We start from the raw sequence: 18,172 nt of genomic DNA, 5'->3' as shown, positions 1-18,172 counted from the left end.
CACCCAGGGGCGCGGGGAACTGCGCGACCAGCCCCCGCCGGGCCGCAGGCGACCGTGGAACCCCACCCGGCACAATGGGTATATGGCGGGTTCCAAGGAGCGGGCCAGGCATTGGCGCTATGCCGAGCTGCCCGGGGTTGATCTGCTGCGGGCCCGGTATGTGCGGAAGAGGTTTGTGCGTCATACGCATGAGAACTTCGTGATCGCTGCCATTGCCGACGGGGTCGAGGTCTTTCACCATCGCGGGGCCGATCAGTACGCGGGGGCCGGGACGCTGGCGTTGGTCAATCCTGATACGGCTCATACCGGGCGGGCCGGGGTGCCCGAGGGGTGGCGGTACGGAGCCGTCTATCCGTCGCCCGAGGTGGTGGCCGGGATCGCGGCCGAGACCACCTCGCTGCGCGGTACGCCGGGCTTCGTGCGGCCCGTGCTCGACGATCCGTATGCCGTGGGTCTGGTGCACGAGGTGCTGCGGGCCGCCGAGGAGGGGAACGCGCTGGCCGCCGACACCTTGCTGCGGGTGGCCGTGACGCGGTTGCTGCGGTTGAACGGTGGGGTTCTGCCGGAGCGGGACGTGCGGTCCGCCGGAGCGCGGGTGGCGGTGCGGGCGCGTGCCGTGCTGGAGGAGCGGATGGCTGAGCCGCCCTCTCTGGAGAGGCTGGCGGCTGATCTCGGGACCGGTCCGTTCGCGCTGTTGCGTGCGTTTCGGGGCCTCTATGGGATGCCGCCGCACACGTGGCTCACCGATGCCCGGGTGCGGAGAGCCCGGCGGTTGCTGGACACGGGGGCCGCTCCGGCCGCGGCCGCCGTCGAGGTGGGGTTCACCGATCAGTCTCATCTGAACCGGCACTTCACCCGGATCGTCGGTGTGCCGCCCGGGGCCTACCAGCGGGAGCGCAAGAACGTACAAGACTCTTCCGGGCCGCTGCTCCTAGCGTCCGAGAGGTGGCAGAACAGAGCGCACTCGCAGATCGGCAACCCGACGGTGGCGGAAGGCCGGACTCCGCCGTTGTCCGAGACGCCCTCGGAGTCGGGGTGGCCGTCGGACTGTCCGGTTTCGCCTTCGGGGTGACCTCGGCCGGCAGCGGGCTCACGCTGCCGCAGACCTGTGCGCTCAGCCTTCTGGTGTTCACCGGAGCGTCCCAGTTCGCCCTGGTGGGGGCGCTCGCGGCCGGCGGGAGTCCTTTCACGGCCGCGGCCGGGGCCTTCTTCCTCGGGGTGCGCAATGCGTTCTACGGGCTGCGGCTGTCCCAGTTGCTTGCTCTTCCGCGTTTCCTGCGGCCCTTCGCCGCCCAGTGGGTCATCGACGAGACCGCCGCGGTCTCGCTGGCGCAGCCCACGCGGCGTGCCGGTCGGATCGGGTTCGCCGTCACGGGGCTCAGCCTCTATGTGCTGTGGAACCTGACCACCTTGCTGGGGGCCCTGGGCGCCGACGCGATCGGCGACACGCGCGCGTGGGGGCTGGATGCGGCCGGGCCGGCCGTGTTCCTCGCGCTGCTCGCGCCCATGGTCAGGAGCGGCACCGAGAGGGCCGTGGCCGGGCTCGCCGTGCTGTTGGGGCTCGGGCTGCTTCCGGTGCTGCCCGCCGGGGTGCCGGTGCTGGCGGCCGCCCTCGCCGCGCCTCTGGTCCTCTGGGAACAAGGGCGTCGCGAGCGGGCGAAGGAGGAGGGGCGGTGAGCACCTGGATCGCGATCGGCGTCACCGCCCTCGGTTGCTACGTCGTCAAACTTCTCGGACTGCTCGTGCCCGCGGGCGTGCTCGACCGGCCCTTGGTGAAGCGCCTTGCCGCACTGGTGCCGGTGGCACTCCTGGCCGCGCTCACCGCTCAGCAGACCTTCGCCGACGGGCGGGTGCCGGTGCTCGACGCGCGGGCCGCGGGAGTGGCCGCGGCCGCCGTGGCACTGATCCTGCGGGCGCCGTTCCTGGTCGTGGTCGCCACCGCGGTGGTCGTGACGGCGGGGGTCCGGGCTCTGGGAGCCTGAGGGTGCCGAGCACGCTTGGAGGGGCCGCTCAGCCGACGCCGCGGCCGTACGCGCGCAGGGTGCGCAGTGCCTCGATCGTCACCATGGGGCGCGCTTCGAGGGCGGTGGACGGTGCCCAGGGGCGCCAGCGGATCGGCCAGCCGCCGTCCTCCTGCTGTTCGGCCGCCAGGTGGTCCAGCGAGCGGGCCATCTCCTCGTCGGTGAACCACGCGCGCGCGAGGGAGTCCGGAGTCTGCGCGTAGTCGTGCGGGAAGTGGTGCTCGCCCGGCGCGTAGCCGGGGGCGACGGGGAACGCGGCGAGGTCCGCCGGGTCCAGCACGGCCAGCCGTCGCTCGCGCACCAGCCGGCCCAGGCGGTCCGCGGTGGCCTGCGCGCGTGGGCGGTCGGGAACGGAGTCCAGGAAGGTCAGGGCGGCTCTGATCTCGTACGGGTGGGACACCTGGAGGGACTCCACCGCCTGCCAGCAGAAGTCCGTGGCCCGGAACAGCCAGGCGTGCCACACCTCGTTGCGGTGCAGCAGGCCGACCACCGGACCCGTGGCGAGCAGCTCGCTCGGCGGGGCGTCCACCACCGGGAGGAACGGAGCCGTCGGATAGCCGCGCTGGGCGGGCGTGACGGCGGGCAGGGCGCCGTCCGGGGTGGAGACGGACGTGAGATAGCGGCACACACGCTCCACCCGCTGTCCGCCGCAGCGCCCCACGGCGTCCAGGATCCGCAGGGCGTGCGCGATGTGCAGGGGCTGGCTGACCGGGCCGCGCAGATCGGGCTCCAGAGCGTGGCCGTAACCGCCGTCCGTGTTGCGGTAGGCATCCAGAGCCGTCTCCACCGGGTCGGGGCCGCCGTTCAGGAAGTGGTACGCGAACAGCCGCTGTTCCAGCACGCGCGCGGTGAGCCAGACGAAGTGCTCCGCGCGGAAGAGCGGGGAGTGCGCCGGTGGTGTCTGGGGGAGTGGGAAAGCTCCTGTTTCGGGCATGCGACAGACCGTAGGGCGGAAAGCGGTCTCGGCAAGCGGTCCCGGCCGAGGCCCACCCTCAGGGGCGGGATACTGGAGTCATGCGGTTGACGGTCTTCTGGCAGCGGATGGCGGAACACTTCGGTCCGGGGTACGCCGACACCTTCGCGCGCGATCATGTGATGGCGGAGCTCGGCGGACGCACGGTGCACGAGGCGCTGGACTCCGGCTGGGACGCCAAGGACGTATGGCGTGTGGTGTGCACGGTGATGAACGTTCCCGCGGAGAGGCACTGAAGAGCGCGGAGAGGCACTGAAGAGCACTGACCGGTCACGAAGATCGCACCGGGGCAGCCGAATGTCAGTGCCGTGGGTGAGACTTGCTCCGTGGCACCCACTGACGAGTCCGGGCAGACAGCCCCGCAGGCACCTCCGCCCGGCACGACGCCGCCCGCCCGGCCCCCGGCCGCAGGCGCCGGGCCGGACGCCCGCATGCCGCGCTGGCTGCCGCGCGCCATGGTGCTCGCCCTCGCTCTCATCGCCGTGTTCCAGCTCGGCAGTTGGGCCTTCCACCAGCTCATAGGGCTGCTGACCAACATCCTCATCGCGTTCTTCCTGGCCCTGGCCATAGAACCCGCGGTGAGCAAGATGGCCGCGCGGGGCATGCGCAGGGGACTCGCCACCTTCCTGGTCTTCTTCGCGGTGCTGATCGTGTCCGCGGGCTTCATCGTGCTGCTCGGATCGATGCTCGCCGGCCAGATCATCAAGATCGTCGAGGACTTCCCCGACTACCTCGACTCCGTCATCAGCTGGATCAACGGGCACTTCCACACCGATCTGAAGCGGGTCGACGTCCAGGAGGGCCTGCTGCGCTCCGACTGGCTGCGCAACTACGTGCAGAACAGCGCCACCGGCGTCCTGGACGTGTCCGCCCAGGTGCTCGGCGGCCTCTTCCAGCTGCTGACGATCGTGCTGTTCTCGTTCTACTTCGCCGCGGACGGGCCCCGCCTGCGCCGCGCGATCTGCTCCGTCCTGCCGCCCGCCCGGCAGGCCGAGGTGCTGCGCGCCTGGGAGATCGCCGTCGACAAGACCGGCGGCTACCTCTACTCGCGCGGTCTGATGGCACTCGTCTCCGGAGTCGCGCACTTCGTGCTGCTCCAGGCTTTGGAGGTGCCGTACGCGCCCGTGCTGGCCGTGTGGGTGGGCCTGGTCTCGCAGTTCATCCCGACCATCGGCACCTATCTCGCGGGCGCCCTGCCCATGCTGATCGCCTTCACGGTCGACCCCTGGTACGCGCTGTGGGTCCTGATCTTCGTGGTGATCTACCAGCAGTTCGAGAACTACGTGCTCCAGCCCAAACTGACCTCGAAGACCGTCGACATCCACCCCGCGGTCGCCTTCGGCTCGGTCATCGCGGGTACCGCCCTGCTCGGTGCCGTCGGCGCCCTGATCGCCATCCCGGCGGTCGCCACGCTCCAGGCGTTCCTGGGGGCGTACGTGAAGCGGTACGCCGTCACCGACGACCCGCGGGTCCACGGCCACCGCAAGCGGGGCGAGGGGCCCTCGCCGGTCACGCGCGCGCGTGCGCTGTGGGAGCGGCGGCGGCATGGGGCGCAGGACTCCACCGACGGGGACGGGTCGGCCTGAGGACGCCGGTTCAGTACGTGAGGGCGGCCCAGAGTCCGGCGCCGGCGACGGCCGTGACGTAGGCACCGATCGCCGCGTACAGGAGCCCGCGCCGCAGCGTCTCGCTCCACTGGGTGCGGGACAGCAGCCAGGCCAGCGCGGGCAGGACCAGGACCGCGTGCAGGCTCACACCGTGCAGCGGCTTGAGCGGCGCGGTCGAGTGGTAGGCCGCCTCCTGGTGCCCGGTCCGGGTGAGGACGACCCCGCGCGCGATCATCACGGCACCCGACGCGAGCGCCACGAGCAGGATCGCGAACCCCGAGCGCACCGCGAGGTCCATCCCCGCGGGGCCCGAGGGCCGCTGCCGGAACGACGCGACGGCGAACACGGTCAGCAGGACCACGAGGACGCCCCCGCCCACCGCCAGCGTCATGGACACAGCCGTGTCGAAAGGTGTCTCCATGTCGAGGTGCGAGGGCACCCGGCGCCACGCCTGGAGGGTGATGCCGCCGACCTCGACCACGCAGTCGGCCGCGAACACCGCGAGCAGTACGGCACGCGTGCGGGTGCCGACGCGCAGATACGACGTCACCCAGGTGACCGCGATCAGCGTGGCCCCGAAGGACAGTCCGAACGTCACCGGCTTGCGCCAGGAGACCGGTCCGTCCCATGGGCCGCCGTCCACGGCGAACACCACCAGGTGCACGAGCCCGGAGACGACGAGGAGGAGACCGGTGGCATGGCAGAGCCGCTCCATGCGGCGCGCGCCGGGGGTCCGCGGCATCGACGTGAAGGCTTCGGTGACCGTGGCGGCGACGAGCGGGCTGTCCCCCGACGAGAGGAGGCCCTTGGTGTTCCGGGGATTCATGGCTCAAGACTGGCGAGGACGCTCCCCGGGGTCGTCGTACGGCCGAAGGCACCTGGAGTACGCCGCGGGCAGTAGCCGGCCCACCGGAGAAAGCGGGGGAGGGCGGTCGACGGAGGCTTCTGAAGGCGGTCGGAGCCTGTCGGGGGAAGTCGCTCGGGTGCCGCGTGGTGCGCTTGACACAAGAATCGAACATCCATTCTCATGGAGGCTCCGGCCTAGCCGACGGCGTGTCATTCGGCATGATTTGCCCGGAGAAGTACCCGAGTTATCCACAGGCCGGACGGGCGTCAGGGCGCATTGTCAGTGGCAGGCGTTAGCGTCTTTGACGTGAAGCGATCGACTCAAGCAAATCGGGTGGAACCCATGGCAGGAACCGACCGCGAGAAGGCGCTCGACGCCGCGCTCGCACAGATTGAACGGCAGTTCGGCAAGGGCGCGGTCATGCGCATGGGCGAGCGGCCGAACGAGCCCATCGAGGTCATCCCCACCGGGTCGACCGCGCTCGACGTCGCGCTCGGCGTCGGCGGCATCCCGCGTGGCCGTGTGGTGGAGGTGTACGGTCCGGAGTCCTCCGGCAAGACGACCCTCACCCTGCACGCGGTGGCCAACGCTCAGCGGGCCGGCGGCCAGGTGGCCTTCGTGGACGCGGAGCACGCCCTCGACCCCGAGTACGCGCGCAAGCTCGGCGTGGACGTCGACAACCTGATCCTCTCCCAGCCGGACAACGGCGAGCAGGCCCTGGAGATCGTGGACATGCTGGTCCGCTCCGGTGCCCTCGACCTGATCGTCATCGACTCCGTCGCCGCGCTCGTCCCGCGCGCGGAGATCGAGGGCGAGATGGGCGACAGCCACGTCGGTCTCCAGGCCCGTCTGATGAGCCAGGCCCTGCGGAAGATCACCAGCGCGCTCAACCAGTCCAAGACCACCGCGATCTTCATCAACCAGCTCCGCGAGAAGATCGGCGTGATGTTCGGCTCGCCGGAGACCACGACCGGTGGCCGGGCGCTGAAGTTCTACGCCTCGGTGCGCATGGACATCCGCCGCATCGAGACCCTGAAGGACGGCACCGACGCGGTCGGCAACCGCACCCGCGTCAAGGTCGTCAAGAACAAGGTCGCGCCGCCCTTCAAGCAGGCCGAGTTCGACATCCTCTACGGCCAGGGCATCAGCCGCGAGGGCGGTCTGATCGACATGGGCGTGGAGCACGGCTTCGTGCGCAAGGCCGGCGCCTGGTACACGTACGAGGGCGACCAGCTCGGCCAGGGCAAGGAGAACGCGCGCAACTTCCTGAAGGACAACCCCGACCTGGCCAACGAGATCGAGAAGAAGATCAAGGAGAAGCTGGGCGTCGGCGTGCGTCCCCAGGAGCCGACCGCCGAGCCGGGTGCGGACGCCGCGGTGGCCGCCGCCGCGGACGACGCCGCGAAGGTGCCCGCTCCGTCGGCCGCGAAGGCGACGAAGGCCAAGGCCCCGGCCGCCAAGAGCTGATCCCGTACCGTGCCTGATTCAGAGACATGGCGAACCGGCTGGGCCGAGTACGAGGACGCTCCGCTAGGGCGGGGCGGTAAGGGCGACGGGGGTTCTGCCGGGCCGGACGGCGACGAGCACGGGGACGGTACGGGGCACGGGGCGGACGGGGGACACGGCCGCCCGGTGTCGCGCGGCTCGCGTCGGCCCTCCGCCGACGGGCCGTCGGGGGGCGGTGCGGACGGGGGCTTCGGCCGCGCGCTGAGGTACGGCGACGGCCGGCCGTACCTGCTTGGCCGCCCCGGCGACGGTGCCGCCGTCTCGCATGGCGGTGGGTCGAGCGGGGGCGCGGGGCACGGCCATGAGCCGTACGGTGACGATCCGTCAAACGGCGTTGTTGAGTCGTACGGTGACGGCGCGTCATACAGCTCGTGCGGCGACGGTCCTTCCCACGGCGATGACGGTCCTGCGCACGGCCGTGACGAGACGGCCGCGCCTGGCTTCGGGGCGGTCGGACGGGGTTCGCGTCGCGGTGACGGCGGCGCTCCCGGACGGGGCGGTCCCCGTGGGCGTCGGCAGCGCCGGCGCGGCTTCGGGGAGTCGCCCGGTGAGGACGGAGGCGGTCCTTCCTCGTCGAGGGCCGAGAAGGGGGAGCCTCCGGCGGACCCGGTGGAGCGGGCGCGGGCGATCTGTCTGCGCCTGCTCACCGGGACCCCGCGCACCCGCAAGCAACTGGCCGACGCCCTGCGCAAGCGGGAGATCCCCGACGAGGCCGCCGAGGAGGTGCTGTCGCGGTTCGAGGAGGTCGGGCTGATCAACGACAGCGCGTTCGCGGACGCCTGGGTGGAGTCGCGGCACCATGGCCGAGGGCTCGCCCGGCGGGCGCTCGCCCAGGAGCTGCGGACCAAGGGCGTCGACTCCACGCTGATCGACGAGGCCGTCTCCCAGCTCGACTCCGAGCAGGAGGAGGCGACGGCGCGCGAGCTGGTCGACCGCAAGCTCCGGGCCACCCGGGGCCTCGACCGGGACAAGCGGCTGCGCCGCCTCGCCGGGATGCTGGCCCGCAAGGGCTACTCCGAGGGCATGGCCCTGCGGGTGGTCAGGCAGGCACTGGAGGAGGAGGGGGAGGAGACGGAGTTCCTCGGCGACGAGGGGTTCTGAGACGAGGGCTTTTGCGAGGGCTGCTGAGACGGGGGTAGGTCCGGGGGGACCAGGATTCCGGCCGCACGGACGGCGGGCCGGGCTTGCTCACTGCCAGTCCTCCGGCCGTTCCACGTGCTCCAGGCGCAGGATCTGGCCCGTGCGGCTGTAGCGGCGGATCTGGGGGAGGGGCGGGTAGTAGGCGTGCACCGAGACCGCGTGGACCTCGGTGGACTCGTTGAGGACCTCGTGGACATGGTGCTGTCCGAAGGAGCGGCCCTTGCCGGCGGGCAGGCGGCGCTCACGGTCCACGTCGTCGGAGAGTTCGAGGGTCTTCCAGCCGTCGGCGGGCAGCCGGGCGGCCAGGGAGTTCTCCTTGAGCTCACCGGCCGCGGTGATGAATGCGCCGACCGACTCGGCGTGGTCGTGCCAGCCGGTACCGGTGCCGGGCGGCCAGCCGATCAGCCAGGCCTCGCTGCCGCCCGGGCCCTCCAGGCGTACCCAGGTGCGGCCTTCGGGGTCGAGCGGGAGCGAGTCGATCAGCTCGGTGTCGGCGGCCGTACGTCGGACGAAGTCGAGGAGTTCGGCCTGGGTGGGCGCGGCGACGGCGGAGACAGAGGGGAGGGCAGACACGGGTACCGTCCTGAGAAGAGTTCGCGGAACCGCGGTGCCGCTCAGCGGCGGCACGCGAGAAAGGAAAGCGGCGAATTCAGCAGGACGGGCGACACACGCAGCCCGCATAGCGGACGAGGTCCATATGGACCCTCCGCCACAGGCGCACACAGGTGTCGGTCACGATGCGGAGTACACCATGACGCCCAGGGGCCTTTCAACTCACTGTCCCTATGTGGACGCACAGTGACAGTGAGCACGTCAACGAGGGCCGGCCCCCGTGCCCGCCTCGGTCCTGGCCGGCGGTCCGCCCAGTGCCGTCTCGGCCGCCGAGTACAGGTCGGCCGGGCGGACACCGCTCAGGGCGGTGACGAGGTAGCCGTCGGGCCGTACGAGAAGGACCGTGTGCGGGGCGGCTCCCGGGTACTCCTCGGCGACCAGGAGCTCGGCGGAGTGCGGTAGCGCCGTCACCGCCGCGGCCAGGCGGGGCATGATTCCGGCGGTCACCCAGTGCTTGCGCTCCCACACCCCGGTGCCCGGCGCGACCAGGACGACCAGCAGGGCGCCCCGGCCGAGGCGCTCGTGCAGCCGTACGAACGAACCGTCCTCGGCGGTGACCCGTACGTCCGTGACCGAGGCGCCCGGCGGGGTGTCGACCAGTACCTCTCCTTCGAGGTGCCGGGGTGCGAGCGGTGAGTGGGCGTACGACCCCGGCGCGCCGAGCGGACCGCGCCCCAGATGACCGTCCGTGAGCAGCGCGTCGTGGCCGCGGGCCGAGCCCGGGACGACCGAGCGCAGGCCCCCGCCGCCGCGCACCAGCGGCAGCGCCTGGTCGGCGGCGCGCAGCCGGGCGGAGACGATCGCGCGCCGCTCGGCCTGGTAGCTGTCGAGAAGCGCCTCGTGCGGCCCGTGGTGCCAGGCCAGGGCCAGCTTCCAGGCGAGGTTGTCGGCGTCCCTGAGGCTCTCGTCGAGCCCCTGGGTGCCGAGCGCGCCGAGACAGTGCGCGGAGTCCCCGGCGAGGAAGACCCGCCCGGCGCGCCAGCGGCGGGCCAGCCGGTGGTGCACGGTGTGGACTCCGGTGTCGAGGAGTTCGTACGGCGGTGTCGAGCCGCCCGTCCAGCCCGCGAGGGTCTCCCGGACGCGGTTCACCAGGAGTTCGGGCGTGACCAGGTCCTTGCCCGGGGGCAGGAGCCAGTCCAGGCGCCACACGCCGTCCGGGAGCGGGCGGGCGGAGATCTCCCCGGCCGACGCCCCGGACGTCCGCCAAGGGGGCGTCCGGTGCAGCAGCGCCCAGTTCTCGAAGGGAAGTTCGGTGCGCAGGGCGGCGACCGCGTGGCGCTCCACCGCCGTACGGCCCGGGAAGCGGATGTCCTCCAGTTTGCGCACGGTGGAGCGCGGACCGTCGCAGCCGACCAGGTAACTCCCGCGCCACCACGTGCCCTTGGGGCCGCGGGTGTGGGCGGTGACGCCCGAAGGCTCCTGCTCGACGGCGTCGAGCCTGCTGTCCGTGACGATCTTCACCAGCCGCTCCTCGGCGAGGGCGGTGCGCAGGGCGTTCGTCAGGACGTGCTGGGCGAGGTGCAGGGGGGCGTCCCCGGTCTCCTCGAAGTCGACTTCGCGCATCACCTGCTTGCGGCGCATGGACCGCCATCCGGCCCAGTGCGCGCCCAGCCCGGTGACCGGGACCCCGGTCAGGCGGGACATCAGGGCAGCGGTGTCCTCGTGCAGTACGGCGGTGCGGGCCAGGCGGGGTTCGTCCTTGCCGGGTCCCTCGTCGAGGACCACGGAGGGGACCTCCTGGCGCGCCAGCGCCAGGGCGAGCGTGAGCCCGACGGGCCCCGCTCCGACGATGATCACCGGGTCCACGGTGCGGCGCCTCCTGACCGCGGCGGAGTCCCGAGGGACGTTTGTGAACAGGAGGTTGGAGCAGGGTGCACGATCACAGAACGTATGCAACCTATTGCCGGTGCTTGCGTCAAGTGACGGAGGGCAGTGGCGATCATGCCACTGCCCTCCGTGCCCCTCAAGTCACTTGACTGCGCATCAGATCATCGGGGCGGCTTGTCGGTGAAGGTGAATCCGCTCGGACCGCCGCCCTCGCCGCCGGTCCCAAAGGTGCCGCCGATCGCCGCCGGGTTCATCTCCGTGTCCTCGCCCAGCACCGCCCCCGTGCTCTTCTTGCTGCGCCGCAGCCGCTGCTCCAGCCAGCTCGCGAAGCTGGTGAGGATGAAGTTGACGATGATGTAGATGATCGCCACGACGATGAAGCTGGGGATGACGTTGGCGTAGTTGGCCGCCAGCGTCTGGCGCGCGTTGAGCAGCTCGGTGAAGCCGAGCATCACACCGCCGAGCGCGGTGTCCTTCACGATGACCACCAGCTGGCTGACGATGGCCGGCAGCATCGCGGTGACCGCCTGCGGAAGCAGGATGCTGGTCATCGTCTGGCCCTTGCGCAGACCGACCGCGTAGGCCGCCTCCGTCTGCCCCCGGGGCAGCGAGAGGATGCCGGCCCGCACGATCTCGGCGAGCACCGAGGCGTTGTAGAGCACCAGGCCGGTGACCACGGCGTACAGGGGACGTTCCTCGCTGCTGATGTTCAGGGAGGAACGGACGTAGAGCTCGTTGGCGAACAGCATCAGCAGCAGGACCGGGATGGACCGGAAGAACTCGACCACCGTGCCGGCCACGCCCCGCACCCAGGCGTGGTCGGACATCCGGGCGATGCCGAAGACCGCGCCCAGGGGCAGGGCGATCACCATGGAGATCGCCGCTGCCTTGAGAGTGTCAGCGAGGCCGGGCAGGAGGTAGGTCGTCCAGGCCTCGCTCGTGGTGAAGGGCTCCCAGAGGTCCCACTCCAGCTGGTTGTTGTCGTCCATCGTCCGCCACACCCACCACAGCACGAGGGCGAGCAGGAGGGTGAAGACGATCGACAGCAGGACGTTGCGCCGTTTGGCGCGGGGTCCCGGTGTGTCGTAGAGGACCGAGCTCATCGCTTCACCGCCAGTCGCTTGCTCAGCCAGCCCAGGAAGAGGCCGGTGGGCAGGGTCAGTACCACGAAACCGAAGGCGAAGACCGCGCCGATGAGCAGCGTCTGAGCCTCGTTCTCGATCATCGTCTTCATCAGGTACGCGGCCTCGGCCACACCGATCGCGGCCGCCACCGTGGTGTTCTTCGTCAGCGCGATCAGGACGTTGGCCAGCGGGCCGATGACCGAGCGGAAGGCCTGCGGCAGCACGATGAGGCGCAGGGTCTGGCTGAAGTTGAGCCCGATCGCGCGGGCCGCCTCGGCCTGGCCGAGCGGCACCGTGTTGATGCCGGAGCGGATCGCCTCGCAGACGAACGCGGCGGTGTAGACGATGAAGCCGAGGATCGCCAGCCGGAAGCTCATGACCTTCACGTCGTCGCCCGCGCCCAGCGTGATGCGGAAGATGTCGGCGAGGCCGAGGGAGGTGAAGACGATGATGACCGTCAGGGGGATGTTCCGGACGATGTTGACGTAGGCGGTGCCGAACCCGCGCATCAGCGGGACGGGGCTGACCCGCATCGCGGCCAGCAGGGTGCCCCAGACGAGGGAGCCGATGCCGGAGAAGAAGGTCAGCTTCACCGTCATCCAGAAGGCGCCCCACAGGCTCGGGTCGTCATAGTCTGAAATAAAGTCGAACACGATCTCCCGCGCTTCCGGGTGTGTGGCGGAGGTATGAGGGCGCGACCCGCCGCCGCCCTGATCGCGGCGGACGGCGGCGTGCCGGTGGGTTCCCCGCGCAGACGCTCCGCCGGCCGGTCGTCGCCGGCAGGTGCCGCCGATGATCGGCCACACGTGGGCCGGCGCTCCGCGCCCCCGCAGGGGCGCGGCCGAACCGCGGTCGCAGCGCTGCGCTGGTGGGTCCCCGCGTTACTTGACGATGACGCCGATCTTCGGGGCGGGCTCGTTCTTGTAGCCGGCCGGGCCGAAGTTGGCGTCGACGGCCTTCTGCCAGGAGCCGTCGCTGACCATCTTCTCCAGGGCGGCGTTGATCTTGTTCACGGTGGCGGTGTCGCCCTTCTTGACACCGATGCCGTAGTTCTCGTTGCTCAGCTTGAGGCCGGCGAGCTTGAACTGACCCTTGTACTTGTCCTGCGAGGCGAAGCCCGCGAGGATCGAGTCGTCCGTGGTCAGGGCGTCGACGGCGCCGCTCTGGAGGCCGGCGATGCACTCCGAGTAGCCGGAGTACTCACGCAGCTGGGCCTTCGGGGCGAAGTCGTCCTTGACGTTCTGCGCCGAGGTGGAGCCGGTCACGGAACACAGCTTCTCGCCGTTGAGGTCCGTGGCCTCGCTGATCTTGGAGTCCTTCTTGACCAGCAGGTCCTGGTGGGCCAGCAGGTACGGGCCGGCGAAGTCGACCTTCTTCTTGCGCTCGTCGTTGATCGAGTAGGTGGCCGCGATGAACTTCACGTCGCCGCGGGCGAGCGCGTTCTCACGGTCGGCGCTCTTGGTCTCGACGAACTCGATCTGGTCGGGCTTGTAGCCGAGCTGCTTGGCCACGTACGTGGCCACGTCCACGTCGAAGCCGGAGAAGGAGCCGTCGGGCTTCTTCAGGCCGAGGCCCGGCTGGTCGTACTTGATACCGACCTTGATCTTGCCGCCGCCGGAACCCGAGCCCGAGCCCTCGTCCTTGCTGTCGCCGCCGCACGCGGTCACGGACAGGGCGAGGGCGAGAACGGCTGCCGAGGCGGCGGTGACCTTGCGGAGCTTCATGGTGAACATCCTTTGGGTGGTGAAGAGATGAGAGCCGTCGGTGGTCGATCCGGGTGGCACGTCAGTGGTGCAGGATCTTCGACAGGAAGTCCTTGGCGCGGTCGCTGCGCGGGTTGCTGAAGAACTGGTCGGGCGCAGCCTCCTCGACGATGCGTCCGTCCGCCATGAACACCACGCGGTTTGCAGCCGATCGTGCGAAACCCATCTCGTGGGTGACGACGATCATGGTCATTCCGTCGCGGGCGAGCTGCTGCATGACCTCCAGCACCTCGTTGATCATCTCAGGGTCGAGTGCCGACGTGGGCTCGTCGAAGAGCATGACCTTGGGATCCATGGCCAGCGCCCGCGCGATCGCGACCCGCTGCTGCTGGCCGCCGGACAGCTGGGCGGGGTACTTGTCGGCCTGGGTGGCGACGCCGACCCGGTCGAGGAGGGCGCGCGCCTTCTCCTCGGCCTTCTTCTTGTCGGCCTTGCGGACCTTGATCTGACCCAGCATCACGTTCTCGAGCACGGTCTTGTGCGCGAAGAGGTTGAAGGACTGGAAGACCATGCCGACGTCGGCGCGCAGCCGGGCCAGCTCCTTGCCCTCCTGGGGCAGCGGCTTGCCGTCGATGGCGATCGAACCCGTGTCGATCGTCTCGAGGCGGTTGATGGTGCGGCACAGGGTGGACTTCCCGGACCCTGAGGGTCCGATGACCACGACGACCTCGCCGCGGGCGATGGTCAGGTCGATGTCCTGGAGTACGTGCAACGCACCGAAGTGCTTGTTGACGCCCTTCAGGACGACCAGTTCGCCGGTCGCGACCGCATCTTCCTTGGCCGCCGATACTTCGGTCATCGCTCTCTGGCTCCGTCCTCCTCGGTTTCGGAGGACAGTAGTAACCGTATGCGACCAGCGTCATTAGTATTGAGGGGAATCTGAGCATCACGATCCGATAGCAATCGGACACGTGTCGTAGCAGTTGTGACCAGGGGCGTCCGGTGTGCGTATCAGCCGGATAACGGAACCGCGGCGCAACCGGAACCCTCTTGACGCCGTCCTCATCCATCAGCATGACTGCACGGTGCGCACGCGCGTGTGAGTGTGCGCGTTATGCCTGTTCAGCACATATTCAGATAGTACGCCCGATGGATCGAAGGGGGCCGGCGTGAGACTTCTCCTCGTCGAGGACGACAACCACGTGGCCGCCGCGCTGTCCGCGGTGCTCGCCCGCCACGGGTTCGACGTCACGCACGCGCGCAACGGCGAGGAGGCACTTCGGGCGCTCGTCCCCGAGGGTGACGGCTTCGGAGTCGTCCTGCTCGACCTCGGCCTGCCCGACCAGGACGGCTACGAGGTGTGCGGCAAGATCCGCAAGCGCACCAGCACGCCGGTGATCATGGTCACCGCGCGCTCCGACGTCCGCTCCCGCATCCACGGCCTGAACCTCGGCGCCGACGACTACGTGGTCAAGCCGTACGACACCGGCGAACTGCTCGCCCGCATCCACGCCGTCAGCCGGCGCACCGTCCACGAGGACGCCCCCGGCGGCGCCGACACCGCGCTCGTCCTCGGCGCCGTACGCATCGAACTGCCGACCCGGCAGGTCAGCGTCGACGGCACGGTCGTCCAGCTCACCCGCAAGGAGTTCGACCTCCTCGCGCTGCTCGCCCAGCGCCCCGGTGTGGTCTTCCGGCGCGAGCAGATCATCAGCGAGGTCTGGCGCACGAGTTGGGAGGGGACCGGGCGGACGCTGGAGGTCCATGTGGCGTCCCTGCGCGCGAAGCTGCGGATGCCGGCGCTGATCGAGACGGTACGGGGGGTGGGGTACCGGTTGGTGGCGCCGGGGGTTTGAGGGGCCGCTGCAAGGTCAGGGGTCAGGTGTGTGGACCGCGCCGCCGAGGTGAAGGCGCTGCGTGAGAGTGTGCGGCGCGGACCTGTGCGAGGCTCGGGGCGAGGAGATCGGGCCGGAACCGGAAGAGGGACGGTGGCTGTGGACGCGGGTGAGCGGGGCTGCGTGGGTGTCCGCGGACGCGGCGCTCTGGGGGGCGGCGCCGGTGCGGGGCTCGGTGCGGACAGCTGCGGGGGGTATTGGGTCCGTGCGGGCGTCTGCCGGGGGCCGTGGCTCCTCGGTTCGTCGGTGGACGGGGCGTAGGCGGGACCGTGCGGACACGTCTTCTTCCCTTGCTCATCGTCCTCATGGCCGCCGTGCTGCTGGCGCTGGGCGTGCCGCTCGCCATCGGGGTGGCCTCCGCGCAGCAGCAGAAGGTCGTCGTCGACCGGATCGACGACACCGCCCACTTCGCCGCGCTCGCCCAGTTCGTCACCGACTCCTCCGACGAGCGCCTGGAGACCCTGAAGAGCGAACTCGCCAGCTACCACAACGTCTACGACATTCGCGTCGGTGTCTTCTACGACGGCAGGGTGCCCATGGCGACGGCGCCCCGGACCTGGTCGATCCCCGAACAGGGCGAGGTCCGCGAGGCGTTCGACGAGGCGCTCCTCAGCCGCCGCAGCCAGGACCCCAAGCAGGTGTGGCCCTGGCAGCAGGGCCGGCTCGTCGTCGCCTCGCCGGTGATCCGCGACGGGGACGTCATCGCGGTCGTCGTCACCGACTCGCCCAGCGGGCCGATGCGTTCACGGATCCTGAAGGGCTGGCTCGTCATCTTCGCGGGCGAACTCGCGGCGATGCTGCTGGCCGTCGGTGCGGCACTGCGGCTCACCGGCTGGGTGCTCAGGCCCGTGCGGGTGCTCGACGCCACCACCCACGACATCGCCACCGGGCGGCTCAAGTCCCGGGTGGCGGTGGCCGGCGGCCCCCCCGAACTCCAGCGGCTGGCACGGTCGTTCAACGAGATGGCGGACAACGTCGAGGACGTGCTGGAACAGCAGCGGGCCTTTGTCGCCGACGCGTCCCACCAGTTGCGGAACCCGCTCGCGGCCCTGCTGCTGCGCATCGAACTGCTCGCCTTCGAACTCCCCCCGGGCAACAAGGAGATCGCATCCGTCCAGACCGAGGGCAAGCGACTGGCCCAGGTCCTCGACGACCTCCTCGACCTCGCGCTCGCCGAGCACACCGAGGCGGATCTGAGGATCACCGACATCGGGGAGCTCACGGCCGAGCGCGTGGCCGCGTGGACGCCGACCGCGGAGGCCAAGGGGGTACGGCTGGTGGGTACGTGTCCGCCCACCACCGCCTGGGCCGACCCCGTCACCCTGTCCAGCGCCCTGGACGCCGTCATCGACAACGCGCTCAAGTTCACGCCGGAGGACGAGACCGTGACGGTCAGCGTCGCCGCGGACGGGAACACGTCGACGGTCGTCGTCGCCGACCGTGGGCCCGGGCTCACCGACGAGGAACTCTCGCGGGTGGGGGACCGGTTCTGGCGCAGCGGGCGGCATCAGAACGTCAAGGGGTCCGGGCTGGGGCTGTCCATCTCGCGGGCGTTGCTGGCGGCGGGGGGAGGGACGATCTCGTACGGGCGTCAGGATCCGCATGGGTTGGTGGTGACGGTGGCTGTGCCGCGTAGTGGGCCTGTGGTTTGAGGTGCCTGGTGGGGCGGGGGATCGTCCGATTCCGGGTGGGGTCTTGTTGCGGTTGGTTCGGCGTCTGCCGGTTCCGCGTCTGTTACGGCTTCACCGAGCGGTAGTAGCGGCGCGCGCCCTCGTGGAGGGGGACCGGGTCCGTGTAGATCGCCGTGCGTACGTCGACCAGCTGGGCCGAGTGGACGTCGTGGCCGATGCGGTCCCTGCTGTTGATCACGGTCCGGGTGAGCCAGTCGACGAGCTCGGGGTCCACGTCGCTGCGGGTGATCAACAGGTTGGAGACGGCCATGGTCGGCACTGTCGCGTTGTTCTGGGCTGACGGGTACGCCGACGCCGGCATGTTGGTGGCGCGGTAGTAGCGGGTGGACTCGCCTTCCGCGTGCAGCTTCGCCACGAGGGACGGCTGGATCGGGATGAAGCGGATCGCCGAGTGCTCCGCGAGGTTCCTCAGACCGTCGGTGGGCAGGCCGCCTGACCAGAAGAACGCGTCCAGGTCGTGGCCGAGGCGTTTGGGGCCGGTGTTGATGCCGTAGGCCCTCGGCTGGATGTCCTTTTCGGGATTGATGCCGGTGGCCTTGAGCACGCGTTCCGCGATCAGGCGTACGCCGGAGTCAGGGACGCCGATCGAGACGCGCTTGCCCTTGAGGTCTTCCACCGTCCGGATGTCCGAGTCGGCCGGTACGACGAGTTGTACGTAGTCGTCGTAGAGGCGGGCCACCCCTCGGAGCGTGTCGGCGTGGGAGTCGTGCTTCTGGAGGTAGTTCTCCACCGCGTCGGCGGCGGCGATGGCGAAGTCGGATTTCCCGTTGGCGACGAGGCTGACGTTCTCCTGGGAGCCCGCGGTGTCCTTCAGGACCACCTTCAGGTCCGGCATGTCCTTGTGGATCGCGTCGTTGAGGAGCCCGCCGTACTTCTGGTAGACGCCGGCGCGGGTGCCTGTGCTGAAGATGATCGTGCCGCTCGGGGGGGTCTTGCCGAGGGGGAGCAGCCACCAGAGGAGGAGGCCGAGGGCCACGAGGGTGGCGGCGACGGCTTGGAGGATCTTTGACTGGCGGCGGGTGAGGTGGGGGAGCGGCGGCGGGTGGGGCATGGCGGTGATATTGCCAGGGGGGTGGGGGCGGTGGCCAGGGTTGGTGGGGTGGGGGCGCCTGGTTGTCTGCGGGTTCGGTGGGGGCGGGCGTTTTGCGCAGTTCCCCGCGCCCCTGGAGGCCTGCGGCGGCCCGTTGCGGTCCGGTGGGGGCCTGTGTAGCGCGTGCGGGTGCGTT

General features: G+C 70.3%; 19 protein-coding genes. 9 read left to right on the top strand and 10 right to left on the bottom strand.

Annotated elements, in window-relative coordinates; all coding sequences use genetic code 11:
- Nucleotides 1–82: 82 nt before the first annotated feature.
- Genes IF54_RS0136755 through IF54_RS0136745 form a run of 3 tightly spaced genes read left to right on the top strand, consistent with a single transcriptional unit; the run spans nucleotide 83 to nucleotide 1,982 of the window.
- Nucleotides 83–1,072, top strand: a complete 990-nt coding sequence (locus tag IF54_RS0136755; protein WP_037821105.1) for an AraC family transcriptional regulator — start codon at nucleotides 83–85, stop codon at nucleotides 1,070–1,072.
- Nucleotides 1,036–1,677, top strand: a complete 642-nt coding sequence (locus IF54_RS41755; RefSeq protein ID WP_234439151.1) for an AzlC family ABC transporter permease — start codon at nucleotides 1,036–1,038, stop codon at nucleotides 1,675–1,677. Before IF54_RS0136755 ends, IF54_RS41755 begins: the two co-directional genes overlap by 37 nt.
- A complete protein-coding gene (locus IF54_RS0136745; RefSeq protein WP_030326911.1) occupies nucleotides 1,674–1,982 on the top strand; it encodes an AzlD domain-containing protein in 309 nt (102 codons plus the stop codon). Before IF54_RS41755 ends, IF54_RS0136745 begins: the two co-directional genes overlap by 4 nt.
- Before the next feature lie 28 nt (nucleotides 1,983–2,010).
- On the opposite strand, the gene IF54_RS0136740 is transcribed toward IF54_RS0136745, so the two are convergent.
- On the bottom strand, nucleotides 2,011–2,955 hold the full coding sequence (locus IF54_RS0136740) for a hypothetical protein (RefSeq protein WP_030326909.1): 945 nt from the start codon (nucleotides 2,953–2,955) through the stop codon (nucleotides 2,011–2,013).
- 80 nt (nucleotides 2,956–3,035) lie between these two features.
- Between IF54_RS0136740 and IF54_RS0136735 the strand changes: the two genes are divergently transcribed.
- Nucleotides 3,036–3,230 carry a DUF3046 domain-containing protein gene (locus tag IF54_RS0136735; RefSeq protein WP_030326905.1) on the top strand — a complete coding sequence of 65 codons (195 nt, stop codon included), beginning with the start codon at nucleotides 3,036–3,038 and terminating at the stop codon, nucleotides 3,228–3,230.
- 90 nt (nucleotides 3,231–3,320) lie between these two features.
- On the top strand, nucleotides 3,321–4,580 hold the full coding sequence (locus IF54_RS0136730; RefSeq protein ID WP_078852239.1) for an AI-2E family transporter: 1,260 nt from the start codon (nucleotides 3,321–3,323) through the stop codon (nucleotides 4,578–4,580).
- Nucleotides 4,581–4,590: 10 nt separating this feature from the next.
- Here the strand turns inward: IF54_RS0136730 and IF54_RS0136725 are convergent, their stop codons facing one another.
- A complete protein-coding gene (locus tag IF54_RS0136725) occupies nucleotides 4,591–5,343 on the bottom strand; it encodes a hypothetical protein (protein ID WP_030326901.1) in 753 nt (250 codons plus the stop codon).
- Nucleotides 5,344–5,790: 447 nt separating this feature from the next.
- Between IF54_RS0136725 and recA the strand changes: the two genes are divergently transcribed.
- Both recA and recX read left to right on the top strand, forming a co-directional pair.
- Nucleotides 5,791–6,915, top strand: coding sequence for a recombinase RecA (gene recA, locus IF54_RS0136720; protein WP_030326899.1), 1,125 nt, complete (start codon nucleotides 5,791–5,793; stop codon nucleotides 6,913–6,915).
- A gap of 267 nt (nucleotides 6,916–7,182) precedes the next feature.
- Nucleotides 7,183–8,055, top strand: a complete 873-nt coding sequence (recX, locus tag IF54_RS41750; protein ID WP_078852241.1) for a recombination regulator RecX — start codon at nucleotides 7,183–7,185, stop codon at nucleotides 8,053–8,055.
- A gap of 87 nt (nucleotides 8,056–8,142) precedes the next feature.
- Here recX and IF54_RS0136710 read toward each other — a convergent pair whose 3' ends face one another.
- The 7 genes from IF54_RS0136710 to IF54_RS0136685 form a co-directional block, all read right to left on the bottom strand.
- Nucleotides 8,143–8,667, bottom strand: a complete 525-nt coding sequence (locus IF54_RS0136710) for a cysteine dioxygenase (RefSeq protein ID WP_030326891.1) — start codon at nucleotides 8,665–8,667, stop codon at nucleotides 8,143–8,145.
- A 76-nt stretch (nucleotides 8,668–8,743) separates the two neighbouring features.
- The gene (locus IF54_RS44270; protein WP_309506048.1) at nucleotides 8,744–8,791 is read right to left on the bottom strand and encodes a hypothetical protein; all 48 of its coding nucleotides are present in this window, start codon (nucleotides 8,789–8,791) and stop codon (nucleotides 8,744–8,746) included.
- Between the two features lie 116 nt (nucleotides 8,792–8,907).
- Nucleotides 8,908–10,512: an FAD-dependent monooxygenase gene (locus IF54_RS0136705; protein ID WP_030326888.1), complete on the bottom strand. Its 1,605-nt coding sequence runs from the start codon at nucleotides 10,510–10,512 to the stop codon at nucleotides 8,908–8,910.
- 182 nt (nucleotides 10,513–10,694) lie between these two features.
- Nucleotides 10,695–11,636, bottom strand: coding sequence for an amino acid ABC transporter permease (locus IF54_RS0136700; protein ID WP_030326884.1), 942 nt, complete (start codon nucleotides 11,634–11,636; stop codon nucleotides 10,695–10,697).
- Nucleotides 11,633–12,310 (bottom strand): amino acid ABC transporter permease, encoded by a 678-nt coding sequence (locus tag IF54_RS0136695; RefSeq protein WP_028809886.1) that lies wholly within the window; start codon nucleotides 12,308–12,310, stop codon nucleotides 11,633–11,635. Before IF54_RS0136695 ends, IF54_RS0136700 begins: the two co-directional genes overlap by 4 nt.
- A 228-nt stretch (nucleotides 12,311–12,538) precedes the next feature.
- Nucleotides 12,539–13,381 carry a glutamate ABC transporter substrate-binding protein gene (locus tag IF54_RS0136690; RefSeq protein ID WP_030326883.1) on the bottom strand — a complete coding sequence of 281 codons (843 nt, stop codon included), beginning with the start codon at nucleotides 13,379–13,381 and terminating at the stop codon, nucleotides 12,539–12,541.
- A 61-nt stretch (nucleotides 13,382–13,442) separates the two neighbouring features.
- Complete coding sequence (locus IF54_RS0136685) at nucleotides 13,443–14,219, bottom strand: amino acid ABC transporter ATP-binding protein (protein WP_020139116.1); 777 nt, start codon at nucleotides 14,217–14,219, stop codon at nucleotides 13,443–13,445.
- 310 nt (nucleotides 14,220–14,529) lie between these two features.
- On the opposite strand from IF54_RS0136685, the gene IF54_RS0136680 reads away from it, so the two are divergent.
- Nucleotides 14,530–15,216 carry a response regulator transcription factor gene (locus tag IF54_RS0136680; RefSeq protein WP_030326882.1) on the top strand — a complete coding sequence of 229 codons (687 nt, stop codon included), beginning with the start codon at nucleotides 14,530–14,532 and terminating at the stop codon, nucleotides 15,214–15,216.
- A gap of 308 nt (nucleotides 15,217–15,524) precedes the next feature.
- The gene (locus IF54_RS0136675) at nucleotides 15,525–16,907 is read left to right on the top strand and encodes a sensor histidine kinase (protein WP_030326871.1); all 1,383 of its coding nucleotides are present in this window, start codon (nucleotides 15,525–15,527) and stop codon (nucleotides 16,905–16,907) included.
- Nucleotides 16,908–16,989: 82 nt separating this feature from the next.
- Here IF54_RS0136675 and IF54_RS0136670 read toward each other — a convergent pair whose 3' ends face one another.
- Complete coding sequence (locus tag IF54_RS0136670; RefSeq protein ID WP_030326870.1) at nucleotides 16,990–17,997, bottom strand: TAXI family TRAP transporter solute-binding subunit; 1,008 nt, start codon at nucleotides 17,995–17,997, stop codon at nucleotides 16,990–16,992.
- Nucleotides 17,998–18,172 lie beyond the last annotated feature (175 nt).

Origin of the sequence: Streptomyces sp. NRRL B-3229 (assembly GCF_000719505.1) — a bacterium.
GTDB lineage: Bacteria > Actinomycetota > Actinomycetes > Streptomycetales > Streptomycetaceae > Streptomyces > Streptomyces griseorubiginosus.
This window is presented reverse-complemented; position numbering and strand designations above follow the sequence as displayed.

Excerpts from the sequence above, each read along its gene's own strand:
- IF54_RS0136755 (WP_037821105.1), top strand. The coding sequence starts at position 83 with ATGGCGGGTTCCAAGGAGCGGGCCAGGCATTGGCGCTATGCCGAGCTG.
- IF54_RS0136740 (WP_030326909.1), bottom strand. The coding sequence starts at position 2,955 with ATGCCCGAAACAGGAGCTTTCCCACTCCCCCAGACACCACCGGCGCAC.
- IF54_RS0136735 (WP_030326905.1), top strand. The coding sequence starts at position 3,036 with ATGCGGTTGACGGTCTTCTGGCAGCGGATGGCGGAACACTTCGGTCCG.
- IF54_RS0136725 (WP_030326901.1), bottom strand. The coding sequence starts at position 5,343 with ATGCCGCGGACCCCCGGCGCGCGCCGCATGGAGCGGCTCTGCCATGCC.
- recA (WP_030326899.1), top strand. The coding sequence starts at position 5,791 with ATGGCAGGAACCGACCGCGAGAAGGCGCTCGACGCCGCGCTCGCACAG.
- IF54_RS0136700 (WP_030326884.1), bottom strand. The coding sequence starts at position 11,636 with ATGAGCTCGGTCCTCTACGACACACCGGGACCCCGCGCCAAACGGCGC.
- IF54_RS0136690 (WP_030326883.1), bottom strand. The coding sequence starts at position 13,381 with ATGAAGCTCCGCAAGGTCACCGCCGCCTCGGCAGCCGTTCTCGCCCTC.
- IF54_RS0136685 (WP_020139116.1), bottom strand. The coding sequence starts at position 14,219 with ATGACCGAAGTATCGGCGGCCAAGGAAGATGCGGTCGCGACCGGCGAA.
- IF54_RS0136670 (WP_030326870.1), bottom strand. The coding sequence starts at position 17,997 with ATGCCCCACCCGCCGCCGCTCCCCCACCTCACCCGCCGCCAGTCAAAG.